The 22,702-nt window shown below is 42.9% G+C and carries 22 protein-coding genes; 12 read left to right on the plus strand and 10 right to left on the minus strand.

Going from position 1 to position 22,702, the window contains the following annotated elements; genetic code table 11:
- Positions 1 to 122: 122 nt before the first annotated feature.
- From ACI2JM_RS13025 to ACI2JM_RS13035, 3 genes are all read left to right on the plus strand, one after another.
- Positions 123 to 698, plus strand: a complete 576-nt coding sequence (locus ACI2JM_RS13025; protein ID WP_045447933.1) for an isochorismatase family protein — start codon at positions 123 to 125, stop codon at positions 696 to 698.
- 185 nt (positions 699 to 883) lie between these two features.
- Positions 884 to 1,513 carry an HD family hydrolase gene (locus ACI2JM_RS13030; protein WP_404644725.1) on the plus strand — a complete coding sequence of 210 codons (630 nt, stop codon included), beginning with the start codon at positions 884 to 886 and terminating at the stop codon, positions 1,511 to 1,513.
- A gap of 115 nt (positions 1,514 to 1,628) precedes the next feature.
- The gene (locus ACI2JM_RS13035) at positions 1,629 to 2,234 is read left to right on the plus strand and encodes a DUF1287 domain-containing protein (protein ID WP_404644727.1); all 606 of its coding nucleotides are present in this window, start codon (positions 1,629 to 1,631) and stop codon (positions 2,232 to 2,234) included.
- A gap of 288 nt (positions 2,235 to 2,522) precedes the next feature.
- Here the strand turns inward: ACI2JM_RS13035 and asd are convergent, their stop codons facing one another.
- Positions 2,523 to 3,359: an archaetidylserine decarboxylase gene (asd, locus tag ACI2JM_RS13040; protein WP_404644729.1), complete on the minus strand. Its 837-nt coding sequence runs from the start codon at positions 3,357 to 3,359 to the stop codon at positions 2,523 to 2,525.
- Between the two features lie 112 nt (positions 3,360 to 3,471).
- On the opposite strand from asd, the gene dtd reads away from it, so the two are divergent.
- The 3 genes from dtd to phoR all read left to right on the plus strand — a co-directional run bounded on the left by dtd (position 3,472) and on the right by phoR (position 5,972).
- Positions 3,472 to 3,927: a D-aminoacyl-tRNA deacylase gene (gene dtd, locus ACI2JM_RS13045; protein ID WP_201560815.1), complete on the plus strand. Its 456-nt coding sequence runs from the start codon at positions 3,472 to 3,474 to the stop codon at positions 3,925 to 3,927.
- 156 nt (positions 3,928 to 4,083) lie between these two features.
- Positions 4,084 to 4,788, plus strand: a complete 705-nt coding sequence (phoB, locus tag ACI2JM_RS13050) for a phosphate regulon transcriptional regulator PhoB (protein WP_201560814.1) — start codon at positions 4,084 to 4,086, stop codon at positions 4,786 to 4,788.
- An 80-nt stretch (positions 4,789 to 4,868) separates the two neighbouring features.
- Positions 4,869 to 5,972 (plus strand): phosphate regulon sensor histidine kinase PhoR, encoded by a 1,104-nt coding sequence (gene phoR, locus ACI2JM_RS13055; RefSeq protein WP_404644732.1) that lies wholly within the window; start codon positions 4,869 to 4,871, stop codon positions 5,970 to 5,972.
- Here phoR and ACI2JM_RS13060 read toward each other — a convergent pair.
- On the minus strand, positions 5,969 to 6,571 hold the full coding sequence (locus ACI2JM_RS13060) for a M23 family metallopeptidase (RefSeq protein WP_404644734.1): 603 nt from the start codon (positions 6,569 to 6,571) through the stop codon (positions 5,969 to 5,971). The two genes, phoR and ACI2JM_RS13060, sit on opposite strands and share 4 nt — an antisense overlap.
- Before the next feature lie 195 nt (positions 6,572 to 6,766).
- Between ACI2JM_RS13060 and ACI2JM_RS13065 the strand changes: the two genes are divergently transcribed.
- The gene (locus ACI2JM_RS13065) at positions 6,767 to 7,477 is read left to right on the plus strand and encodes a putative quorum-sensing-regulated virulence factor (protein ID WP_109592445.1); all 711 of its coding nucleotides are present in this window, start codon (positions 6,767 to 6,769) and stop codon (positions 7,475 to 7,477) included.
- A gap of 10 nt (positions 7,478 to 7,487) precedes the next feature.
- On the opposite strand, the gene ACI2JM_RS13070 is transcribed toward ACI2JM_RS13065, so the two are convergent.
- Complete coding sequence (locus ACI2JM_RS13070) at positions 7,488 to 8,375, minus strand: alpha/beta fold hydrolase (protein ID WP_404644736.1); 888 nt, start codon at positions 8,373 to 8,375, stop codon at positions 7,488 to 7,490.
- Positions 8,376 to 8,661: 286 nt separating this feature from the next.
- Between ACI2JM_RS13070 and ACI2JM_RS13075 the strand changes: the two genes are divergently transcribed.
- Entirely contained in the window at positions 8,662 to 9,339 is a 678-nt protein-coding gene (locus ACI2JM_RS13075) for a TIGR00730 family Rossman fold protein (RefSeq protein WP_045455284.1), read from the plus strand.
- 120 nt (positions 9,340 to 9,459) lie between these two features.
- Here the strand turns inward: ACI2JM_RS13075 and ACI2JM_RS13080 are convergent, their stop codons facing one another.
- Positions 9,460 to 11,076: an FAD-dependent oxidoreductase gene (locus ACI2JM_RS13080; RefSeq protein ID WP_404644738.1), complete on the minus strand. Its 1,617-nt coding sequence runs from the start codon at positions 11,074 to 11,076 to the stop codon at positions 9,460 to 9,462.
- A 526-nt stretch (positions 11,077 to 11,602) separates the two neighbouring features.
- On the opposite strand from ACI2JM_RS13080, the gene ACI2JM_RS13085 reads away from it, so the two are divergent.
- Positions 11,603 to 12,037, plus strand: a complete 435-nt coding sequence (locus tag ACI2JM_RS13085) for a hypothetical protein (RefSeq protein WP_045447953.1) — start codon at positions 11,603 to 11,605, stop codon at positions 12,035 to 12,037.
- Between the two features lie 109 nt (positions 12,038 to 12,146).
- Here ACI2JM_RS13085 and ACI2JM_RS13090 read toward each other — a convergent pair whose 3' ends face one another.
- Together ACI2JM_RS13090 and ACI2JM_RS13095 are read right to left on the minus strand one after the other, a co-directional pair.
- A complete protein-coding gene (locus ACI2JM_RS13090; RefSeq protein ID WP_404644740.1) occupies positions 12,147 to 13,235 on the minus strand; it encodes a hypothetical protein in 1,089 nt (362 codons plus the stop codon).
- 227 nt (positions 13,236 to 13,462) lie between these two features.
- The gene (locus ACI2JM_RS13095; protein ID WP_404644742.1) at positions 13,463 to 14,086 is read right to left on the minus strand and encodes a YceI family protein; all 624 of its coding nucleotides are present in this window, start codon (positions 14,084 to 14,086) and stop codon (positions 13,463 to 13,465) included.
- A gap of 465 nt (positions 14,087 to 14,551) precedes the next feature.
- On the opposite strand from ACI2JM_RS13095, the gene ACI2JM_RS13100 reads away from it, so the two are divergent.
- Complete coding sequence (locus tag ACI2JM_RS13100) at positions 14,552 to 14,833, plus strand: type B 50S ribosomal protein L31 (RefSeq protein WP_011281173.1); 282 nt, start codon at positions 14,552 to 14,554, stop codon at positions 14,831 to 14,833.
- Positions 14,834 to 14,973: 140 nt separating this feature from the next.
- Here ACI2JM_RS13100 and ACI2JM_RS13105 read toward each other — a convergent pair whose 3' ends face one another.
- The 4 genes from ACI2JM_RS13105 to ACI2JM_RS13120 form a co-directional block, all read right to left on the minus strand.
- Positions 14,974 to 15,828, minus strand: coding sequence for an SGNH/GDSL hydrolase family protein (locus ACI2JM_RS13105; RefSeq protein ID WP_404644744.1), 855 nt, complete (start codon positions 15,826 to 15,828; stop codon positions 14,974 to 14,976).
- A gap of 4 nt (positions 15,829 to 15,832) precedes the next feature.
- Positions 15,833 to 17,230 (minus strand): nicotinate phosphoribosyltransferase, encoded by a 1,398-nt coding sequence (locus tag ACI2JM_RS13110; protein WP_270896778.1) that lies wholly within the window; start codon positions 17,228 to 17,230, stop codon positions 15,833 to 15,835.
- A 133-nt stretch (positions 17,231 to 17,363) separates the two neighbouring features.
- Positions 17,364 to 18,413 carry a bifunctional nicotinamide-nucleotide adenylyltransferase/Nudix hydroxylase gene (locus tag ACI2JM_RS13115; RefSeq protein WP_404644746.1) on the minus strand — a complete coding sequence of 350 codons (1,050 nt, stop codon included), beginning with the start codon at positions 18,411 to 18,413 and terminating at the stop codon, positions 17,364 to 17,366.
- A 177-nt stretch (positions 18,414 to 18,590) separates the two neighbouring features.
- Positions 18,591 to 19,550, minus strand: coding sequence for an alpha/beta fold hydrolase (locus tag ACI2JM_RS13120; protein ID WP_404644748.1), 960 nt, complete (start codon positions 19,548 to 19,550; stop codon positions 18,591 to 18,593).
- 860 nt (positions 19,551 to 20,410) lie between these two features.
- On the opposite strand from ACI2JM_RS13120, the gene nfuA reads away from it, so the two are divergent.
- Together nfuA and ACI2JM_RS13130 are read left to right on the plus strand one after the other, a co-directional pair.
- Positions 20,411 to 21,094, plus strand: coding sequence for a Fe-S biogenesis protein NfuA (gene nfuA, locus ACI2JM_RS13125; RefSeq protein WP_045455268.1), 684 nt, complete (start codon positions 20,411 to 20,413; stop codon positions 21,092 to 21,094).
- Between the two features lie 207 nt (positions 21,095 to 21,301).
- Entirely contained in the window at positions 21,302 to 22,624 is a 1,323-nt protein-coding gene (locus ACI2JM_RS13130; RefSeq protein WP_404644750.1) for an O-acetylhomoserine aminocarboxypropyltransferase/cysteine synthase family protein, read from the plus strand.
- The last annotated feature ends 78 nt before the right edge of the window (positions 22,625 to 22,702 follow it).

The following is a 22,702-nucleotide window of genomic DNA, read 5'->3' on the forward strand; positions in this document are numbered from 1 at the left end:
ACTATCTCCATTGACGCCCTCAGCAAACTATGACTAAATAAGAGTAAGGCTAATAAAGACAATATCAATGATAAAATTAACATAGCCTTTAACAATAAAGTCAGCCGTACAAGGAGTGTGCCATGTCTACTATGATTACCGATCGTACCTATCGAATCGCTCGCGAAAATACCCAAGCGATGATAATCGATGTTCAAGAACGCTTAACACCGCATATTTATGACCATGAAAATATCGTCAAAAAAACAGTGACGCTTATTAAAGGTCTACAAGCACTGAATATTCCTATCATGCTCAATGAACAGTATAAAAAAGGGCTCGGCGATACGCTACCTGAAATACGCGAGGTGTTAGAAGGCGATAACGCCAAAAGCTTTGAAAAGGTCACTTTTAGCGCTTGTGATAATGATGATTCGTGGCATTATTTAGCGCAGCAAAATCGAAGTATTGTTTTGCTATTTGGCGTAGAGACACATGTCTGTGTACTACAAACAGCGCTTGATTTGCTAGATAATGGTATGCAGCCGGTTATTATTGGTGATGCGGTCGGCTCACGCTTTCCGTATGATAAAAAGCAAGCAATACGCCGTATTCGCCGTGCTGGTGGCGTGATTACCACGGTTGAAACCATTCTGTTTGAGCTGTGCCGCAGTAGTCAAGACCCTGCTTTTAAAACCATCAGTAACTTGATTAAATAGTTATTTTATTCAAGATAGAACCGATAGCGCTTACTCACATAAGCGCTATTTTCTTTTTTATAGTGGTGCTAACTAGCTATAGGTTGGCATGCTCTTTCATAGCGCTCATAAAATGTATAATACTTGCTTATGCGTAAAGGTAAAATGAAGCGCTATATCTTCGTAGAAAAATTAAGAGAAAATTTATGCCATCAACCAAACCCCTTTTATTAACCAACCCAACGCTTGCCTCAAACATTGATATAGATCATGTCACTCATTTCTTATTAGAGCTTGATGCGCTTAAACGTATCAATCGTCATAGCTATGTGACGCATACCACACGCAAAGAAAACTCTGCCGAACATTCATGGCATTTAGCCATGGCGTGCTGGTCTATCGCTGAACAGTTCGAGCTAGATGTCAATCATGAAAAACTACTCAAGATGGCATTGGTACATGACTTGGGTGAGATTGACGCAGGCGATACGTTTTTATTCGCAAACAGTCGTAGCGAGGCGCACATTGAAGAACGTGCTGGTATTGCTCGATTGCAAGCTGAGCGTGGCAATGGCATCATGGATTTAAATGAGATTTGGGAAGAGCAGGAGACGGGTAGTAGTAAAGAAACCCAGCTGCTTAAAGTGGTTGATCGCTTATTGCCTTTTTTATTGAATTTAAATACCAATGGAAAAACGTGGATTGATGCTAACGTCACGTGCTCGCAAGTGACTGCGGCACTTGCTTTTATCAAAGACAGCTTTCCTCCCATTTATGATTGGCTATCAAAAAATATCGACTATGCGACTCGGCAAGGGTGGTTGATTGATGCTTAAGTAAAGCCATTATTTTGCCGTTTACATGTTTGCAAATATTCATCTTTTTCAACTAGTAAAGCATTTAGAATTAGCTAAATGAGCGATTAAGTACATCATATAGAGAGATTATTAAATGAGAGTCACTGGCACTTATAAGGTTTTTGCTAAATCGCTCGTCTTTGTTAGCCTATTAACTTTGGCGCAACTAACGCAGGCCGCCGCACCTATTAGTAATGGTGATAAACTGGCGCACGATGCCAAAAAACAGATCGGTATTACCACCAGCTATGATCCTGCTTACCGCAAGTTGGATTTTCCGCGTGGCGATGTACCGATAGAAACTGGCGTCTGTACCGATGTCATTATTCGCGCTTATCGCTTGCAAAATATAGATCTACAGCAATTAGTCAACCATGATATGAAGTCAAATTGGTCGGCTTATCCAAAGACTTGGGGGCTCAAATCAACCGATAAGAATATCGATCATCGCCGAGTGCCCAATCTTGAAGTGTTTTTTGCGCGTCACGCAAAGACATTATCGACGACTGATAAAGCCAGTTTTCAAGCAGGCGATGTAGTGACGTGGCGACTACCGAATGGTAATTTGCCGCATACAGGTATCGTCTCCGATAAAGTCGCTGCGGATGGTACACCGCTGATTATTCACAATATCGGACGCGGTACGCAAGAAGAAAACATCTTATTTGCTTATCCTATTCTCAAGCACTTTCGTTATTAACTACTTTTTTTATTAACTAGGGTGTGTCATCAATTAGATTGTGAGGCTTAAAATGAGAAAAATTGTAGATAAACAAGGAAGAAATTGTCGTTAATATGAACATATTGACAAAATTTCTGACGATGTTTAGCAAAATTTAGCCATTTTAAGACCACTAAATGTATTCATGTGCTAATTGATGACACGCCCTAATATGTTGCGATAAGATAATTACCCACAATAAAAGGCTCAGTTCAGCATAAATTAGGATGCTGAACTGAGCTTTTTTTAATTCATTAAATCGCTTGTCTAAGGAGTGTTAGCGACACCCAATAACTGTCCCATTTTTACCACACTATCGGCTTGCATACTATCTTGCCAATCTGCTTTTGCGCCTTTTGGTAGAATGACAATTGCGGTTGAGCCTAAATAAAAACGCCCCAACTCATCGCCTTTTTCAAAGCTCATATTGTGCTCAGCTTCTTGAATATCATCAGTGCGGGAAATTTTACCAGTTGCCACCGTTTCGATACCAGCGACAATTATCGCCCCAACCATCACCACCGCTGCTTTGCCATATGCTGTATCAAACAGACAAACCAAGCGTTCATTACGCGCAAATAAGTCCGGCACGTTCGCCGCCGTAGTATTGTTGACCGAAAACAGCGTGCCCGGTACATAACGGGTTTTGGTTAGAGTACCGGCGAAGGGCATATGTACACGGTGATAGTTACTGGGCGCAAGATAAACCGTCGCAAAACTGCCATCCGCAAAATAGCGGCCATCTTCGCTGTCAGCAAGCAGTTGACCAACGTCATAATAGCGACCTTTTGCTTGGAGCAATTTATGGTCGTCAATTTGACCCAACTGCGAGATAATACCATCGGCAGGACTGACGATACCATGAGGCGTCATGTCGATAGGGCGCGCGTCTTCTTTTAGCTCACGAGTAAAAAAATCATTAAAGCTCTCATAGGCGTTGAGACTTTGGCGCTCATACTCGTCCAAGCTGACGTTGTAGGCTTTAGCAAAGCTACGGATAAACGTGCGTTTAACATAAGGATGGCGGCTAGCGGCTAGACGCCCAGCAACTTTACTCAGTTGCTGCTGCGGGACAAACTGTTGTAAAGTAGTGAATACATTCATAATGAGGCTACCAAAATAGGGTGTGATGTAATAATTAATAAGCAAGAGAATGGCCGTATTTTATCATGGACGGCGTATTATTGTATGGGCATAATTGGTAAGGAATCTATAAATGAAAGCACTTATACAGCGCGTACGCCATGCTAGTGTCACCGTCGATGCGCAGTGTGTTGGTACGATTGAGCAAGGCATATTGGCTTATATTGGTTTAGGGCCTGATGACGACATAACAAGCGCACAGCGAATGGTGGATAAAATCCTCACCTATCGTATTTTTGACAATGATGATGATCCTGCCAAGTACGGCAAACTGGATAAAAATGTCCAGCAAGTTGGTGGCGGACTGTTATTGGTATCACAGTTTACGCTAATGGCAAAAACAGACAAGGGTCGTCGCCCTGACTTTGGTGGTGCGATGGCACCTGATGCGGCGCAAGCGTTGTTTGCGCAATTGGTCGCTTATGCCAACACGCAATATCCAAACGTGGCAACTGGTCAATTTGGTGCCAATATGCAAGTGTCGAGCGTCAATGATGGGCCATTGAATTTCTTGTTAGAAGTAAATTGAGTAAACCAAGCATTAGCCGTCACGAGACTTATGAACCGCTTAAAAGTCGAATGTCATTAAACTGTCATAATTACCCCGTTTAATAGGGAGCAGCAGGCGAGCATTTATCGCCTTTTTTGTCAGCTAAATGTTGTCCTCTAACACTGAGAATGCCGTATGTATAATGAGCAAATTTTGATTGTTGAAGATGAACCTGCGATTCGTGAAATGATCGTCATGACGCTAGAGATGGCGGGATTTGATAGTCTGCAGGCAGCGGATGTATCTGAGGCGCACCAACAAGTGGTCGATCACCGCCCTGCGCTGATTTTGCTAGATTGGATGCTGCCCGGTGATAAAAGTGGCATTGATTTTTGCCGATTACTCAAAAACGATGAGCTACTCGCTGAGATACCAGTCATTATGTTGACAGCTAAAAGTGAAGAGGACAGCAAGGTGCATGGCCTTGATGCTGGTGCTGATGATTATATGACCAAGCCTTTTTCGACACGTGAGTTGATATCCAGAATCAAAGCAGTATTGCGGCGTAGTAACGCGCTCAATAGTGATAAACCTATCGAAATCGGCAATTTGAGCCTTGATCCCAAAAGTCAGCGAGTGACAGCGGCTGGTAAAGTGGTTGATGTCGGGCCTACGGAATATCGATTATTGGCATTTTTTATGAGTCATCCAGAGCGTGCCTATACGCGGACGCAGCTGCTAGACCAAGTATGGGGCGGTAATGTATATATCGAAGATAGAACCATTGATGTGCATATCAAACGTTTGCGGACATTACTACGACCACATCAATGTGATACGTTGATACAGACAGTACGCGGGACAGGCTATCGATTTTCTAGCTTTATTGAACCAATTTAACGGACGGTTTTTATTCGCTATAAAAGCAGTATGTTAATCGTAGCACAGTGAAAAACGGCGAATAGTGATAAGGATGATGGATGAACACCCTAATATCGGCTCAAGGCGACCAACAAAATAAGTCACTGCTAGCAACTCAGCAGAATACAACGGATCAACTCAAAAAAATTAGAAGCGCACTACGCGCATTGCGTGATGCGGTGGTTTTGCTCAATGACGATGATGGGCTTGAATGGTGGAATCAGGCTGCCGAAGATTTAATGTTGTTACAGTTGTCAGATAAAGGTAAGTGCATTTTTGACTTTATTAGTGCGCCTGAATTTCGTCAGTATTATCAGGCGACGACCAACCCTATCGATGGTGCTCAGGATGGTGTGCACATTGTCTCGTGGCGCGCGCCCAAGCGTTATCTAAAGTGTGAGCTCACGCCTTTTGGCGATGAGAAGCTGCTCATCATTTATGATGTGACGCGCTTGCATCATTTAGAAGAGATGCGCCGCGATTTTGTGGCGAATGTCTCGCATGAGTTACGCACACCGTTGACCGTCATGATGGGTTATCTAGAAAATTTTTCGGATCAGCCAGATATGCCGCCGCATTGGAAGCGCGGGTTTGAGCTGATGAGCCAACAGACTGCGCGTATGAATAGAATTGTAAATGACTTATTGCTGTTATCTCGCATCGAAATCGAAGAAACCCATGAGCTCAGCTATATTGATATGACCAAGCTGCTGACCCATGTTTATGATGATGCGCAAGCGTACAATCAAGAATATGGGCATACCATTCACTTGCAAATAGACACTTATGACGGACTGTATGGCTCAGAGATGTATCTAAATAGCGCGCTTTCTAATCTGGTGATTAATGCCATCAAATACACGCCCAAGGGCGGTAATATCGCCATTAGCTGGACAAAAACGTCAGAAGGTTGCCGATTTGCCGTCGAAGACAACGGTATTGGTATTGCACCTGAGCATATCGCACGGTTGACGGAGCGTTTTTATCGTATTGATAAAGGTCGTAGTCGGGCGACTGGCGGCACAGGGCTAGGTTTGGCAATCGTTAAACACGTTTTATATCAGCATGAGGCTAATTTACAAATTGAATCAGTAGAAGGGGTAGGCTCGACGTTCAGCATGGTATTTCCAGCTGCCCACATTAGATCAGCTGCGATGCCCTAATCTTTTTGTAAAAGTGGATAGGGGTTCACTGCACTGCCGCTGATATAAATACCGTAATGTACATGTGGCGGCGTACCTTTTGCATTGCCACTGTCGCCGACGTAGCCGATGATATCGCCGGCATCAACCCAGTCGTTTGGACTAATATCTGCATAATCTTCTAAATGCGCATAATAATGCCCTGCGCCGCCTGGTCCAACCACGACCACCACACGACCGCCTAACGTATTTTCACCAACTTTGCTGACGATGCCTTGTGTCGTGGCTCGTATTGGTGTGTCTCTTGCAGCAAAGATATCGATACCTTCATGACTGCGACCTTGACTGCGTGCAGCGCCCCATGTATCTGTTAGATGTTGTTCTGGAAGTGGACTGGGTAAGCTGTTTTCCGTCGGTAGTTCCTGCTGTAATAAACTGAGCTGTTGCCATTTTGCCATCACAAATGACTGAGTTTGTTCGCTGATACTGGGTAAGAGCCTATCAAATACAAATAATAGCATCAACAATACGATCGCTTTAATAAGCACACTGAGTACACGGCTTAAAAAAGTTAGCCTTTTCTTTGGCTTTGATTGCGGGTTACTGCTATCTGCTGGCATCTATCTCTCTTTATTTTTTTAAATGGACTTCAATTGATATTATATAAGTGAAGTTATCTATTCTTTGTATGCCATTGTTATCTTAGGTTTTTATCCCCATAAATATAACGTTTCTTTTAAAGTTTACGTATTTTTAAAACGTTACATAAAATACCAATGTTGCTATCTATTATTGTTATCTATGGCTGAATCTTTATGACTGACACTGCGCTGATTATCGATACCGAAACCGACCAAGGTCGTGATCCGCGTCCGATTCAAGTGGCGACTATTAATGCGATGACGGGTTTTGAGTGGATGAAGTATTTTAATAGTGGTCGTTCGATATCACCAGTTGTCATTAGAATTCATGGCATTACTGATGATGATGTCGCTGGTCTTGAGCGCTTTGATTTAGAGGCGTTTGAGTTGCCACAGTATTTGATTGGTCATAATGTCCGCTTTGATTGGCGGGTTATTGGCAGTCCGTCTACTAAGTTGATATGTACGGTTCGGCTGGCGCGTGTGGCTTTTCCAGAGTGGAGTGCTTATGGTCAGTCCAAATGTATCGAGCAATTATTAGGCAAAGAGGAAGCAAGCAGGATGACGATTGCCGCTCATGATGCGCTGGGTGATGCGCGTATGTGTTATTTGCTTTATCAGGCGTGTTGTGAGCGCCTAGCCATAGCACCGACGGATTTTGCTGCTGTCCATGCTATCGCCAATAAAGCCAATCCAGTGAGCAAAATGCCCTTTGGCAAACATAAAGGCACGCTGATTAAAGACGTGCCCATCAGCTACGTAAAATGGATGCTGGGTAATATCCATAATATGCAGCCGTCGCTTTATTCTGCCTTAACCAAGCGTGTCAAAGTAGAACAGGCAGCAAACATGAAAGAATCAATAGACGAATCCGTAGTTAAATAGGCTCTGAAGTCTATTGATTCTTTAGCCAATCAATCGCCATTTGCCACAGCTGCGGTGCTTTAGCGTTGGTTCTGCTACTAAAATAGCGCATATGACCGATGCTGTTTAGACCAAAGTCTTTGGGATCTAAAAACTGCTTTTCGACTGGCATTTTAGTAAAAACACGAATCATATCATCCATATTTTTGCTATTGGCAATGTCATCATCACTAAACCCCAGCCATAATGATGGCATAGTAATGTCATCATAAAAGTGCGTTTGTATACTTTTGCCAAAGGCTGTTTTGATATAGCCTGCGCCATTACACCATTCGCGCCACTGCCGAGACACGCCCCGTGGTAGCGGTTCGCCCATACCAATTTTATCTGACGGCGTGTACCCTAACGCCAAGTTGGCGAGTGGAATAAAGGCATCCATAAAACCCATCGCCTTGAGTTTATAAGGCATGCTCATATTTTTAATACGACCTGATGAGCAGGCGACATTGAACACTGAAGCGAGCGCATTATAATTTGGCATCAAACCAATCAGCTGACCGCCTGCACTATGACCAATTACATGATGAGTGGCGTCGGCAAATTCATCTTGCAACGCATCAAGGACGGCTGGCATATCATGGCGACCCCAGCTAATCAGCGATGCATCGCATTTAGCCAATGCAGACGACAGCGATTCACCGATGCCTTCATTGTCAAAGGTTAGTACACCAAAGCCATTTTCTGCTAAGTGAGTGGCAAAATTGTGATAAAACTGGCGCTTGATACCCGTTGCTGGCGCGATCATAACCGCTTTTTTTACCTCATTTTTAGGGCGATAGACAGTCGCTGCCAATGCCTGATTGCGCTCAGTCATGATACTCAGTGAATAAATATCCGTCTGATACTGTTTATTTTCCATGCTTTAACCTTCATATTGTTAGGGTTCTATTCGGTGTGGAGTGGTTATTTATTTGCAATTATTTATCAACAATCTGCTCTTAAAATGTAGTCATTACGTAGTGATAAACCGCTTAAATTAGCTGATAGCCACCTGATAGCATCGCTTATGTTAAGATAAATGCTGGCAAGCAAGGCGTTCAATTGTGACTTTCAAGTTCTATGCTATTTATCTTGGGTGGTATTATCCATTAGGGTTTTAACGAGTATTTAACAAAAACAATCGATATAAAAATTAAGGAAGCTATATGCAAATGAAAATTAACAATGACACTTATGAAGTCATTACCAGTCAAGACATTACCAATATTGAAAAAGCAGTGGATAAATCAACGTTAACGATGCCGTTGGTAGCGGTTTATTGTGGTTCGCGTTTGGGCAATAATGAAGTCTATGAGCAGGCAGCCCGCGAGTTGGGTAGTGCGCTTGCTGACAATGGCATGGGTTTGGTCTACGGCGGCGCGAGCATCGGGCTGATGGGTGCCGTTGCAGATGAGGTGATTCAAGGCGGTGCGCAAGCGGTCGGTGTGATTCCAACCTTTATGCTCAAACATGAGATTGCTCATGAGCAGCTGACTCGCCTGCATTTGACAGATACCATGCACACCCGCAAAACCGTGATGGCGGAGTATGCAGATGCTTTTATTACCTTGCCGGGTGGGCTTGGAACATTGGAAGAAATTATGGAAATCGCCACGTGGCGTCAGCTATATCAACATGAAAAACCGATGATTATCCTGAATATCAATGGTTTCTATGATCGTATGATCGAGCACTTAAAATATACGGCTGACCAAGGTTTTATGAAGCAAGAAGACCTTGAACGTTTGGTGGTATGTAACACGATTAACGAAGCTATTGAGCTATTAAAAACAGTCGTAAAAATAGACGACGCAGTCGATACTGAAAAAATGGCTGGTAATTAAGAGTACGTATTCTTATTTATAAATGCTTTTATCTGTAAATGCTTCATCTATAAAAAAGGAGAGAAGGGCTGATCGTTAGCCATTCTCTCCTTTTTTGTTCAATTTTTAATAAAACGCTTTTTATATCTCAGTAGCATTTGCATCATTAGCCGTGTTGGAATCCTTTAAAGTTGTCTCGCCAATACCGTGATTCACATCAGCCATTGCTAATGGAAAGCCTCGTTGCTCAGCCAGTGTACGCGCGACTTCATCAATCGCCTTGCTATCGTGTTTTGTCAAATATGCCCAATTATGAGCATAACGATTGCGGTTGGCTGGCGTGTCATGATCGATTAAGCCAAGTTCAGTCAATTCATCAACGATTTGATCGGCAGCAATCAAAGTTGAGGATGCTTTGACGTTTTCCGCACGAGCATAGCGAATATTAGAGTACAAGCTGACATCAGCCACTCGCAGCGTATCGTCCTCACCGGGTATTTGCTGCCCACCATATAGCGCGTTACCGACCGTACGTGCGCTATGGAAGGTCGGTACAAACTCCGCCACATAATCAATCGCTTGCTGACTACGCGCTTGTAACGGTGCTTTATCCCAGCCATCTTCGATGTAGTGCATATACTGCGGCGGCAGCTTAGGTTGGGCGCTGTCTTTGCTAGAGGCGACCAAGCCATCATCGAATAGCGTGATAAATTTGCTCATGCCATGTATTTGAAAATAACCACCAGGGTAAGGTGTGAGTTGTGCCATGCCTTCTGGTGTGCCGCGACTGCCATAAACGATAATCTCTGGTATCTGTCCGCCGGTATTATCCCAGTGGGTAATATAAGACGATTTAAACTCGACCATACGCGTGACTTTGACCCCGACCATATCGTCGATGACGCCCGTACGAAAACCGCACGCGTTGATTAAGTAATCCACTTCGATAGATTCGGTTGTATTTTTGGTCTCAGATTCGGTTGTAAGCTGAGTTTCAGAGCTGGCAGCTTGCTGATAATCAATACGCCATTTAGTGACGTGGTGGTCAGCGTTTGAGCAATTTTCACAATCGACAGGCATGACTTGCTTAACCTGCGTATCTGTAAAGACGTGAGCATGCTCATAATCTGCTAATGCCAATTGCGCAGAGGCCGCCAAGCGAAAAATATTCCAGCCGTACTCTTGCACGACAATCAGTGGAAACTTGACTTTATTTAAGTCCAAATACTTAGCGACTGGTATCATCCATTCATCAACCGACCGCGGCACTGCAACTTGTTCACGTTCTGACAGCGCAATGAGTTGCTCATGACTATAAAGCTGATAATAGTTTTCAGGTTCGCCCAACACTTTGTTATTAGCATCTTCGGCGATAAGCTTACGATACGCATCAGTCAAGATATCTAGACGTGGTAGCAAGTCTTCTGGCAAGCCTTCATCGCGGGTTGGCACAGCAAATACTGTTGGGCGAACATCGATGGTATAAGGATAAAGGCGCAATATATCGATACATTGTTTGAGAAGAGCCACACAATCTTCATCAGGAATTTCGCGGTATAGATTGCCGCCAGCATGCAAGTGACACATCGGTGGACCATCAATCAGCGATTTGTTTTTTTCAAATACATAAGTTTCAAGCCCCAATGCCGCAAGGCGAATAGCAATGGTTGCTCCTGCCGTACCGCCACCAAGAATACCGACGCGTTTGGCAGAGTGCGCTTGGTTTTTCACTGGGTTTTTAATGAAAGAGTGAGTCATTGTCGTTGTTATATCCTTAATAGCAGTTACAGCAGGTCATGCTCGGTGTATTTGTTAAATGTTTTATTCTAAAATCTTATTTTAAAATTTTTGTCCTAATGGATATTGTTCCAAGCCGTTTATAACTATTGATATGCGTGCAAAGGACGTCAAGTTCAATATGCATATGAAGCCGCAAGGGTCATATTTGTCATTGTGTAGTAATTCTTAAGCTGTATAGGGTACTCTACGAAAAATGATAACCAATATGACGGCAAATACGTAAGTAGATAGGTGAGTTTTGTCAATGAATGGCTATGGCGCTTGATAGTAATGGCTATGCCAGTTTACCCAATTTGCAAATACATAAGCTTTTGTAAATTTATATATGGATAGAAACGACTGCGCTGTTGCATATGCTATATTAAAACTGTTTGAAGTCAGCGGTAGGTTTTTTTGCCGTTTAAATGGTCTGACGATGAGAAAAACCCAAATAGAAATTTATGATGACAATCATAATCACAATCAAAATGACAAGGAAGTTATTATGAAACGTATGCTTATATTATCGGCTCTCACTGGTGTTTTAACGCTTACTGGTTGTACTACGTTAAACAATGTATTTGGCAATGATGATTCTGGCATGCATGATGTACAAGCCACCAATAAAAATACCGCGCCAGTCGCGAGTAAAAACGGCATGTTAGTCGATGCAAGCAATCACATGACCTTATATACCTTTGACAAGGATGGGATGAACAAATCAGAGTGTGGTAGTGCCTGTCTAATTGCTTGGCCAGCATTTATGGCACCGAGTAATGCCAAAGCATCAGGGCAGTTTGCAGCATTTCAACGCGAAGATGGCAAGTATCAATGGGCGGTAAATGGTAAGCCGTTATATTTCTATGCCAATGATACAAAGGTGGGCGATAAAGATGGCGACAATAAACTGGGCGTTTGGCATATCGTCAAAACCAAGTAAAGTAAGCCCATTGTCTACCGAAATGAAAGACAATTAGCATCAAAAAAGCAGCCATCGTAATGGCTGCTTTTTTATTGGCTTGAATGATTAGAATCGTAAAATAACGCGATCAAATATCTGCCAAAGCTTCAACTTGTTCAGTCTCCAAGATACTTTCTTTAGTAGGCTCTTTTCTATATAAAGGGAAAAAGTCGGAGCGTAAATCATTTTCGGTGAACCAGCTATCAGCGACTAATGCTGTGTATTTTGCTGGATTAACGATGAGTCTATAGGTTTTGAATAATAACTCTTGTGAGCTAAACCCTTTTTTATACTCATACAAAGAATCTAGATTAGAGCCTACGCCGCCGCCAAGATGCAGTAATTTATAATGATTGGTTCGGCCCCAATCACGAGCCACATGGGTAATGAGTTTGGAAGGTTGTAGATGGGTATAGGCGTTGAGCGTGCCTCCGAGATGAAATTGCATAATGCCTGATTCTTTGCAGATCGTGTAGATAGAAGAGCCAATGGCTTTATTATCCTGATAGGCAGTTATCAGTAGTATTCTGTCTTGTAGATTTTCGAGCAAATTAAAAAAGTAATCATCATCAAAGAAGTAGTAATGATCTGCCTTCACCTGCGCCATCGTTTCCTTATATATATTGGAAAATACCACTGCATTTTTTCTGGTTAAATGTTCAATTTTTGTCACGACATCCATTTTTAAGGCTTTTTTAATGCCTCTACGATGACGATTTTGAGTCTCGCTCCAGTGTTCTTCTTCGGATTTACTCAAGTCAGACATCAATGTCAATCCATGAGTGAGTGCTTTACCGACCGTTGGTAGCCACTCTTTATTGATGATTGGATGTAGTCGCATGAATAAAGACACACAGCCTTTTGCTAAGAGAAAGCCCCTTACTTCTGCCAATATTATGTCTAATTCGGCATCAGTGAGAGACTTATCCATGACAGGACCGCCGTAACCATAAGTAGAAGTCGCATCCCAATGCTCTGAGTCGAGTTCTCTTATAATGAGAGGCAAAAAGATCTTTTTATTGTTATAAGTGGCAATCACTCCTTGAGCAGTGCCTTTATCTACAATAGCTGATGCAGCAATCCAACCAGATAAGTGGTAAATATCAAAGTGATAATCAGCGATGTTTTTATCCCAGTCTTTATTTATCTCGGCAAAGTCTACCTGTACTGTATCCATCTTTCTGCTCCCTCAGCGTTATGCTTTATATTCGTAAATCCGTATATATGAATATAACAATAAAAACTGAGGTTAACAAGCAAATGGAAAGTATTTATGCGATTTATTGAATATATGTAAATGTCGAGTGAGTTGATTCATTATTGTCAAAAAAGCAGCCATTATGATGGCTGCTTTTTTTAGAGTACGTAGAGGAGGGGGCGATTTGTGCTTGGCTAAAATTAGACTTATTTAGATTTTTTGTTGGTTTGCGCTTTTTTTTCTATCAACTCACCATCGATTTGGATCGGGACATTGGTGGTAATGCCATCTGCGAAAGCTGTCATACCATAGGCTGCGCGATCAATATTACCCGTTGCACGGAAGCCAATAACTGGTTCTTTGGTAAGAGGGCTGTTGGCGATTTTATTCAAAGTCACATCCAGCGTTAGTGGTTTGGTTTGCCCTAGCATAGTAAAGTCACCTGTGACCTTGGCTTGTTGCGGATTTATAAATTTTACGCTGGTTGATTTAAAGGTCATAGTTGGATATTTGGCGACGTTAAAAAATTCAGCCTTTTTTAAATGCTCATCACGTGCATCCCAATTGGTGTCAATGCTATCGGTTGCAATGGTGAAGCTCATATTGGTTTTACTGGGTGCTTTAACATCGTAATTAACGACCCCTTCGACGTCGTTAAAATGACCCATGGTGGTTGAAAATCCTAAGTGATTGACAGAAAATCCCACACGGGTGTGCGAGTCGTCTAATTGCCATTGACTAGGCAATGCCGCACCTGCAACAGTAGTGAGTGCCAGTGCTGAGCTGATAAGCAGGGCTTTTGCGCTATTCTTCATAACAGTATTTATCATTATATTGTCCTTACTGAGTGTTTATAAATAGTGGGTGCTTGATTAATGAGGCGACATCAGACGGTATTCATCATCATTAACAAATGATTAATATCAAAAATAATTATTAACTAAATCTAAACTTAAATTATTTATTGATTATTTTAACTAATTTAATATTATACTAACATAGCGTATGCCTCTCAACAAAATAGAGATTTTGGTGACAACTTATCACATATATCACTCACAACTGCTGCTTGCGTCTAGCGGTAAAAACCGTTAAAATCGCGGTTTGATTTTCCCGCTGGGGAAAGGCTAAGTGAGCAGAGGAATGGTGTTGGGTGCTGGAATAAGCCAGTGACACAGCTGCCATACTTATCAATGTCCTTAGTGCCTCAGTCACGTATGTCATGACTTGTTTGACACATCGTCTAAGATGGTGTTCAAGAGTGCTATACATACATCGGACATAGAGAGTTTATTATGCGTAAAGATATCCATCCTAATTACCAAGAAGTTTTATTCCATGACACTAACGCTGACGTGTTTTTCTTAACTCGTTCAACCGTTAAAACCAAAACCACTCGTGAATACGAAGGGTCAGAATATCCATACTACCCACTTGATATCTCAAGTGCGTCGCATCCATTCTATACTGGCGAACAACGCAAAACTTCTACTGAAGGTCGTGTTGCTAGCTTCAACAAACGCTTTGGTGCATTTGGTGGCCGTAAGAAAGCTGCTGATACTGACGCTGCAGAATAATTCACACGTATTGCGTGATATTATTTTGAGCATGTGTTTTCTCAAACATGCACAGCTATAGTATTAAGAACATAAAAAAACCGCTGAATAGTCAGCGGTTTTTTTTATTTAAATTTTTAGAAGTAACGCCTCAATGGTTTTTAATCAGTCAACTCAGCATCGGAAGGGGAAAGGGAAGGGTTCAGTAACTGTATAATCAACTCTGACAATTGCTGCGCCCAATAGCCATACATGAGGCTGCTAGGATGAAAACCGTCACTGGCAAACATCACTTTGATATCGATTGGAGTACCGTTCGAATGCTCTGCTATCATTCGTGGAAAGTCAGTGGCCATGTAGGTGACACTATCATGAGCGGCGCAAACTTGCTGCAATGTCTTATCAAGGATAGAGGCTTTAGCACCCACAAAGTTACTTAGCGGGGCAGGTATCGCAGGCATTTGTGCCATCGGCGGCAGGCTTAAAAAAATCAACTCTCGCACGCCAAATTTACGCTGAGCGATAGCGATAATACTTTCAATTTGCTGTTGCCATTTATCCACAGAGACTTTAGATGTGGTGTCGTTAACGCCGACACTCAGCACCATCACATCAACAGGCTGGCTAGGCGCGGGTAGAACATAAAGCCTACGCAAGATATCAAAGCTGGTATGCCCCGTCGTCGCTTGCAATGACCAGTTCAGTATATCAAACTGATTTTGGATAGCAGACTGCTGCGTCAAAACAGGAATTAAGTTACCGACAAGCGCTTCTTGCTGCGTCTCACTACCGACGCCAGCCGCCGCCGAATCGCCAACGACCATTAGGTTTAATGTCCGCTTGTGCGCTTCCTTTAGCGATTCAATCGCGTCATTTAATTGAACTTGCCCGTGCCTTTCACCATTTGGCTCAGGTAGACGTACCGTATCACGCTTAATTTTGCGCCCTTGATAAAAATAAATAGGAGCAAGCAGTACATCTCTTGCCACCGAGGCGATTTTATTGCTATTTATCATATTGCTACCATCCTGCACGCTCCCGAATAGTGGTGAGATTGTCTTCAATTAATAATTTACCATCGACATAAATATCACGCAGTAGGTTGTCTGCGTCTGCAGATAGGTCTTCAGCCTTGATGGTTTTTAGCTGTCCATTGCTGTTTTTGACCAGCGCCAAACGTCCCTTCTTTGAGCGTTTAGAGCGGCTGGTAATCGGGTCTTTATAGATGTCTGTCCATGTGCCATCGATAGAGATAGCGCTAGCTTTCATCGCCCAGCTCATGGTGTCGCGGTTGACTTGCTGTAATAGACCACCGCCCATACCAAAGGTCACATTCTCTGCGCTAAACCCTGCTTTCATGACCACATCAATGATCTTAGTTAAGCTTTGTGGGCTGATGCCATCCCCTTGGATGACACGTACATAATCAGGCAGCACTTTATAGCCTTTACTATTAATCGTTGTTCCAAATTTTACTGCCAAGCGCTCTAAGGCTTCGCGAACCACTTTGGCAGGCTCACCACTATCGGGTCGGATAACCAAAGTCCCGCCCATATTTTTCACATCATCTTTTAAGCTGCCGCCCCAGATATTATCGATGGCGTTCCATAAGTCGTAGCTGTCAGAGACCACTGAGAAGCTTTTACCTACGCCGCCAAACTGCTCAATCATATTGGCAAAAGCAGCGGTTTCGCCATCACGACCCCACGCGGTCATGGTGCTATGCTCAGCGGCAGGAATAGAAAACGCGGGCATGTCTTTATCCATGTGGTACCAGCGGCTGGCAGCCACCAACGCTGTCATCGAATCGGTTCCAGCAAAGTTCACTAAATGCGCTAAGCTGCCGAGCGCGACAGACTCTTGACTAGATGCCCCGCGCGAGCCGAAATCGTGCAAACGAAAAGTGAGCGATTCGGTATTGTCTGCTGATTTTTCTAACGCTTGGCGAATGATGCCTTTGCAATAATGCGAGACACTAGCGACGGTTGATGGATACCAGATGGCACGAAGCAAAGCAGTCTCGATATAGCTTGGTAGCCAATAAAACTCAGGATCAGTGTTGATAACTTGGCAGACCACATTGGATACAGGCACGATGCTACCTTCAGGGATGGCTTCGATACGTAGTGGTAAATAACCGCCATGTTTATCAACCAAACGCTCCCAGCCAGCACGGTTAAAGGTCAAACCATGTGCTTGAATGACCATTTCGGCTTCATCAATGTCTTGATGAGTGATTGGCGTGCTTAGATATTCTTTAATAAAGGCTTGCAAGCCAAAGAACACCACATCGTAGTCGCCTTTACGCGCCTCAATATAGCTGGACAGATACTCACTACCTTTTGGGTATTGCACCCAATGTGAGGTTTTGTAGCTGTCGCTATTTAGAATTAAATTGTTTAAATTGCTGGTATACATCACAGAACTCCTCTGCTTTGAGATGCCGTAGCTGCGTTAATGAAAGAACAGTTACGGCGGTTAGCCCTTGCTGTCTATCAGCTTGGGCGTGGAAAATTGTTAATGAAAAATCGGATAATCGTCTGATAAAATTCTATAAACCAACCATTTTAGTAATAATTGCATAATGGTCTTCAAACATCATGGTGGCGTCAAGCTCAGCGAGTGGTAGCCAAAAAGCCGTGGCTGCATCGTCGCCGCCTTTTACTTTTGGCAAGCCTTTTGGGTCATTTTTAAGTTGAAAATAAAAGGCTTGAGTAATTGTACGACCACGTGCTGAACGATAGGGATCGTCAAAGGTATGCTGACTATGACAAGAGCCGCGCAATACTGGTTCAGGGACTTTTAGGCGAGTCTCCTCACGTAGCTCACGGATACAGGCATCGAATAAGGTCTCTTTTGGATTTAAAAATCCGCCTGGTAAAGCCCAAAGTCCGCGCCCTGGCATGCTGCGGCGCTCAACCAATAGAATATGTCCTGACTGGACAATCAGGGCATCTGCTGTCATAAAGGTTGGTGGATAAGGCGCTGATTCCCACTGTCTTTTATATTTATCAATAAAGTCCGCTTCTTCGTGCAGATTTTGATATTCGTCTGTCTTTTTGAAGTCATTCAAAACCTTGCGCGTCGACTCAGGCGTGCGTTCAGGAGTCGGGGTCGCGCCCATTAGATAGCTATCACGAATTGGGGTGGCGGATAGATTGTGATAGCTCGGTACAGAGACGGACGCCCAGTTGGGGAATAGCGATAAATAATATGAGGAGCTGTCTTTGGAATGACCAATCAAGCCGATATCAGTTTGCAAATCACCAGTGACAGACTTCACGCCTGCTTGCACGTACTGTAGCCAGCGCGTGTCGTTGTAGAGTGCATCATCTAGAGCAACGCAGTGAATGCGTGCCGCTGCTGCTGCTGAATACGCGCCTTTAATCATGGCAGCACGCTCAGCGACACTAAAGGGATTGCGTAAACTACGCGGTAAGTTAGCAGAGCCGATCAACATAATGACATTATCAGCACGCTTCAATGCTTCGTCGATGACCGCCTTATGTCCACGATGGAAGGGCTGGAAACGCCCGATAAAAACCAAATAACGATAGTGTTTGTTGTCTTTAGCTGAACTTTGCTCTGATGATTCGCTCATATACGCCACTTTCCTACTACGGATATTTCATTGGTTAAAATTTATTGAGTAAAAAGTAATGACGCCAATACTGACACAGCCTATCACTCGCTGACAAGTATAAAGATGTTTAGAGGTGTGCGGTTTTTGGTTATAGTCCGTACCATGTTGTAGTTAGGCTACAACCGCACCGCTATTTTAACGGGCATGCTGCTCAATCCACGCGGTAACTGTTGGCCAAATTTCGTGGGCAGCGTTACGACTGATCATAATGCGGCTGTGCGTATAATCGTCCAAATCCCCATGGCTGAGCGAGTATTCTCGAAAAATATTGGCAGGGTTTTTAAAGGGTTCAAAAAATAGCTGACAACCACGAGTAGGGGAGATGAAATTGTCGCCTTTTGCGCTGATAGCATAGATAGGTATCGTGATTTTTGGCATCTGTTGCCGGTAGTCTAAAGGTGCATCATCAGCGGCGCATGTATCCATGCTGGCTGTATTAAATGTACATTGCTTAAGAAAACTGCTGTTAAAGTTCTTTTGTAGATTCCAGTCGTACCACTGGTTCATCATATGATAGCTTTCATTAAAAGGTCCTAGCTTGATTTTTTTAGCAGGGATATAGCCAACCATCCGCGTGAATAATTTTGCTACAAGAATTTTAGTATGATTTATCGGATTTATTGCAGCGCCATAAGCTTGGCAGGCAAACATGCTGGCGCTATTAATCTTATCGATATAGCAGGGATGCTGGATCAAAAACATCGTTAAACCAACTCCGCCGCCGCTATGGGTGACGCAATGTAGATTATCGAGTTTTAAATCCTCAAAAAGGTAGCGAAAAGTCGCTTCATAGTCATAGGTTGCAACCGTTTCGAAATTGAATTTTTCTTTGGGTATTGAGCTTGCGCCATGACCGCGCCATTCCATGATGTAGCAATGATGACCGAGGCGGGCTAGATACTCAGCGATTTTCAAACAGGTTTGTTTGTCCGAAAACGTGCCGTGCGTCAAAAATATGTTTTGCGATTTTATGGCAAAGGTATTGGTGGTAAGGGTATCGCTCTTTGTCTTATTTTTTGTATTATCCACAATCTTCCAAACAGCGATTTGCTCGTCGTCTTTGGTCGTTACTAGATTCAGTGTTTGCGTCATCATAAGATTGATTCAACTAAAATATGAAATTTCTGCTAGCTCAAATGTAATGTTTAACAATGAAAATTATAGTAATAAATATAAAGATGCTAAAAAATTGCGTTATAAAATAACGTTTGAACATCTTCTTTTCTTCGATATCTAAGCGATTTCTATAGTCAATATAAAAAAATACCAACTGGAGTAATGGATTACGAAAAAATACCAACGCTACATGAATTTTGATATAGCGAGACATAATTTCTTTTACAGCTTTGGTATAGTCAACACCCTCCGGTACTAAAAGCGCGACGACTATAATAAGGGCAACAAGAATGCCTAATATAATAATCAATAAGTAAACCTATAAAAAGGTATTTAGGACAATACACTTTATCTTGTAAATAGATCTAAAACTAGCGCTAGAAAATAGCAAGCATGATAAGTGCTTTGGTTGTATGGTCTCACACAGTGTTAGACATGCCGTAGCATTCGGAAGAAAGTAGGTGGTTAGTTAGTGTTCTAGGTGCTTGATAATCACGGTAGCTGTCTTTATATAGTAGGGGATATATCAATCATTAGATAAGCGTTATTTGTCGTCTCTATTTCGTCATTGTTAATAAAGCATTAATAAAACCGATAGCAGTCATTTGTGAGCATTTTGGTTTAATTCACAGTAGCGCAGTCGGAATTGTCGTCTGAGTACGTTATAATAGCTGCTATAAATTGAGCAAAATGTTATAACAACGGCAGTCCGCATTTTAAGACAACAGACCGTAATGATTGATAACCCGCATAACTTATACCCGCTACCTAAATTTAACATTCACGACACAGTAGCCATGACAGATATAGCGTTTGTGTCATAACGCATAGGACATATTATGAGTGAGCACAACCAAGCTGAGAGCCAACTAGACCAGTCAGCAGACTATGAATCAGCGCTAGATACTGAGCAAACTGTAGCAAAGAGCAATATTACTATTACTGAGTCAGCCCAAAGCTACTTAGCAGATTTGTTATCCAAGCAGGATACCGATGGTATCGGCGTGCGTATTTTCGTTGAGCATCCAGGTACGCCGCGTGCAGAGTGCTGTATGGCTTATAACCAACCGGGCGAAGAGGATAGCGCTGACCTGCGTTTTACGTATGACAGTTTTTCTGCCTTTATCGAAGCGGCGTCTGTTCCTTATTTAGAAGATGCGGTGATTGATTATAATAAAGACCGTTTTGGTGGTCAGCTGACTTTCCGTGCACCAAATTCTAAAGTACCTAAAGTAGGTGCTGATGCCAGTGTCGAAGAGCGTATCAACTACGTATTGCAGTCAGAGATTAATCCCGGCTTAGCGGCGCATGGTGGCGACGTACAACTGCTTGAACTGATTGATGAAGAAGGCGTTGGTCTGACTGCGGTATTGAAGTTTGGTGGTGGTTGCCAAGGCTGTTCAGCCGTTGATATGACCTTACGTCAAGGCGTTGAAGTGCAGCTGAAACAACAAATTCCAGAGCTGACCCAAGTCATTGATGAGACCGATCATACCCGTACCGAAAACGCTTACTATAAATAGAAATCTCAGTAAAAGCCAAAGCGTTAAGTAATATCTGAAGAGTTATTTTAATTAAAAAGCCAAGTTTTGATGAACTTGGCTTTTTTTATTGCTATGATTTGGTGGATTGTTTTTTTAGCTGAATTTTCAGTGGTAGATTGTTAATTAATAATTTGTTGATTAGTCATTTATTGATTAATAACTTTTATCGAAATAAAGGAATATATGATGAGTGACGAACAAGCAGCCCAGCAAACAGCCCAAAAATCAGCGACGCCTCAACGTCTTGAGACCTTGGCGATTCACGCTGGTTATAGCGTTGAGCCAACGACCAAAGCGGTCGCAGTGCCTATTTATCACACCAGCTCGTACGCCTTTGATAACACTCAGCATGGTGCTGATTTGTTTGATCTAAAAGTTGCAGGCAATATTTATACCCGTATTATGAACCCGACCAATGCCGTGTTAGAGGAACGCGTCGCGGCGCTCGAAGGCGGTATCGGTGCCCTTGCCGTAGCATCTGGCATGGCAGCCATCACTTATGCAATTCAAACCATCTGTGAAGCGGGCGATAATATCGTTGCTGTGTCGACCTTGTATGGTGGTACTTATAATTTATTTGCCCACGCATTGCCGCGTCAAGGTATCGAAGTCCGCTTCTTTGACCACAAGAACCCAGAAGCCATTCGTGATTTGATTGATGACAAAACCAAAATGGTCTTTGCAGAAAGTATCGGTAATCCGTTGGGCAATATCGTTGATATTCAAGTGCTGAGTGATATCGCACATGAATATGGTGTGCCAGTGGTGATTGATAGTACGGTTGCCACGCCTGCGTTATGTCGTCCTTTTGAGTTTGGTGCGGATATCGTGATTCATTCATTGACCAAATATATGAGTGGTACGGGTACGTCGATTGGTGGGGCGATTGTCGATAGTGGTAAATTCGCATGGGGTGATTATCCTGAGCGTTTTCCGTTATTGAACACGCCAGATCATAGTTATCACGGTGTGAACTTTGTCAAAGATGTCGGTGCAGCAGCATTTATCGCTCGTGCTCGTGTGGCACCACTGCGTAATACAGGCGCGGCACTTAGCCCGCTCAATGCTTTTAGTATTTTGCAGGGCATGGAGACACTGGGTTTACGTATGGAGCGTCATGTCCAAAACGCCCAAGCCGTCGCAGAATATCTACGTGACCATGACAAGGTTGCTTGGGTAAAGTATGCGGGTTTACCGGATCATCCTGAGCATGAGCTTGCCAAAAAATACATGAAAGGTACGCCATCTGCTATTTTGACCTTTGGGGTGAAGGGTGGCTTGGAAGCAGGTGCACGCTTTATCGATGCGCTGCAACTGATTACTCGCTTGGTCAATATCGGTGATGCCAAATCACTAGCTTGTCATCCAGCGACGACCACCCATCGCCAGTTGAATGAGCAAGAGCTCGCCAATGCAGGTGTGAGTACTGATATGGTACGACTATCGATTGGTATCGAACACATTGAAGATATCAAAGCGGATCTTGCGCAAGCATTAGCCTCGGCTTAGTATTAAACGCTTTCTATTGAACTGAGTAATGTTAACTGAATAATTTGTCTCATGATTAACAATAAAAAAAGCCCATAT

This window comes from Psychrobacter sp. NPDC064578, from assembly GCF_044901245.1.
GTDB lineage: Bacteria > Pseudomonadota > Gammaproteobacteria > Pseudomonadales > Moraxellaceae > Psychrobacter > Psychrobacter cibarius_C.

Coding starts and splice junctions, on each gene's coding strand:
- ACI2JM_RS13025 (WP_045447933.1), top strand. CDS start 123: ATGTCTACTATGATTACCGATCGTACCTATCGAATCGCTCGCGAAAAT.
- ACI2JM_RS13030 (WP_404644725.1), top strand. CDS start 884: ATGCCATCAACCAAACCCCTTTTATTAACCAACCCAACGCTTGCCTCA.
- ACI2JM_RS13035 (WP_404644727.1), top strand. CDS start 1,629: ATGAGAGTCACTGGCACTTATAAGGTTTTTGCTAAATCGCTCGTCTTT.
- asd (WP_404644729.1), bottom strand. CDS start 3,359: ATGAATGTATTCACTACTTTACAACAGTTTGTCCCGCAGCAGCAACTG.
- dtd (WP_201560815.1), top strand. CDS start 3,472: ATGAAAGCACTTATACAGCGCGTACGCCATGCTAGTGTCACCGTCGAT.
- phoB (WP_201560814.1), top strand. CDS start 4,084: ATGTATAATGAGCAAATTTTGATTGTTGAAGATGAACCTGCGATTCGT.
- phoR (WP_404644732.1), top strand. CDS start 4,869: ATGAACACCCTAATATCGGCTCAAGGCGACCAACAAAATAAGTCACTG.
- ACI2JM_RS13060 (WP_404644734.1), bottom strand. CDS start 6,571: ATGCCAGCAGATAGCAGTAACCCGCAATCAAAGCCAAAGAAAAGGCTA.
- ACI2JM_RS13065 (WP_109592445.1), top strand. CDS start 6,767: ATGACTGACACTGCGCTGATTATCGATACCGAAACCGACCAAGGTCGT.
- ACI2JM_RS13070 (WP_404644736.1), bottom strand. CDS start 8,375: ATGGAAAATAAACAGTATCAGACGGATATTTATTCACTGAGTATCATG.
- ACI2JM_RS13075 (WP_045455284.1), top strand. CDS start 8,662: ATGCAAATGAAAATTAACAATGACACTTATGAAGTCATTACCAGTCAA.
- ACI2JM_RS13080 (WP_404644738.1), bottom strand. CDS start 11,076: ATGACTCACTCTTTCATTAAAAACCCAGTGAAAAACCAAGCGCACTCT.
- ACI2JM_RS13085 (WP_045447953.1), top strand. CDS start 11,603: ATGAAACGTATGCTTATATTATCGGCTCTCACTGGTGTTTTAACGCTT.
- ACI2JM_RS13090 (WP_404644740.1), bottom strand. CDS start 13,235: ATGGATACAGTACAGGTAGACTTTGCCGAGATAAATAAAGACTGGGAT.
- ACI2JM_RS13095 (WP_404644742.1), bottom strand. CDS start 14,086: ATGATAAATACTGTTATGAAGAATAGCGCAAAAGCCCTGCTTATCAGC.
- ACI2JM_RS13100 (WP_011281173.1), top strand. CDS start 14,552: ATGCGTAAAGATATCCATCCTAATTACCAAGAAGTTTTATTCCATGAC.
- ACI2JM_RS13105 (WP_404644744.1), bottom strand. CDS start 15,828: ATGATAAATAGCAATAAAATCGCCTCGGTGGCAAGAGATGTACTGCTT.
- ACI2JM_RS13110 (WP_270896778.1), bottom strand. CDS start 17,230: ATGTATACCAGCAATTTAAACAATTTAATTCTAAATAGCGACAGCTAC.
- ACI2JM_RS13115 (WP_404644746.1), bottom strand. CDS start 18,413: ATGAGCGAATCATCAGAGCAAAGTTCAGCTAAAGACAACAAACACTAT.
- ACI2JM_RS13120 (WP_404644748.1), bottom strand. CDS start 19,550: ATGATGACGCAAACACTGAATCTAGTAACGACCAAAGACGACGAGCAA.
- nfuA (WP_045455268.1), top strand. CDS start 20,411: ATGAGTGAGCACAACCAAGCTGAGAGCCAACTAGACCAGTCAGCAGAC.
- ACI2JM_RS13130 (WP_404644750.1), top strand. CDS start 21,302: ATGAGTGACGAACAAGCAGCCCAGCAAACAGCCCAAAAATCAGCGACG.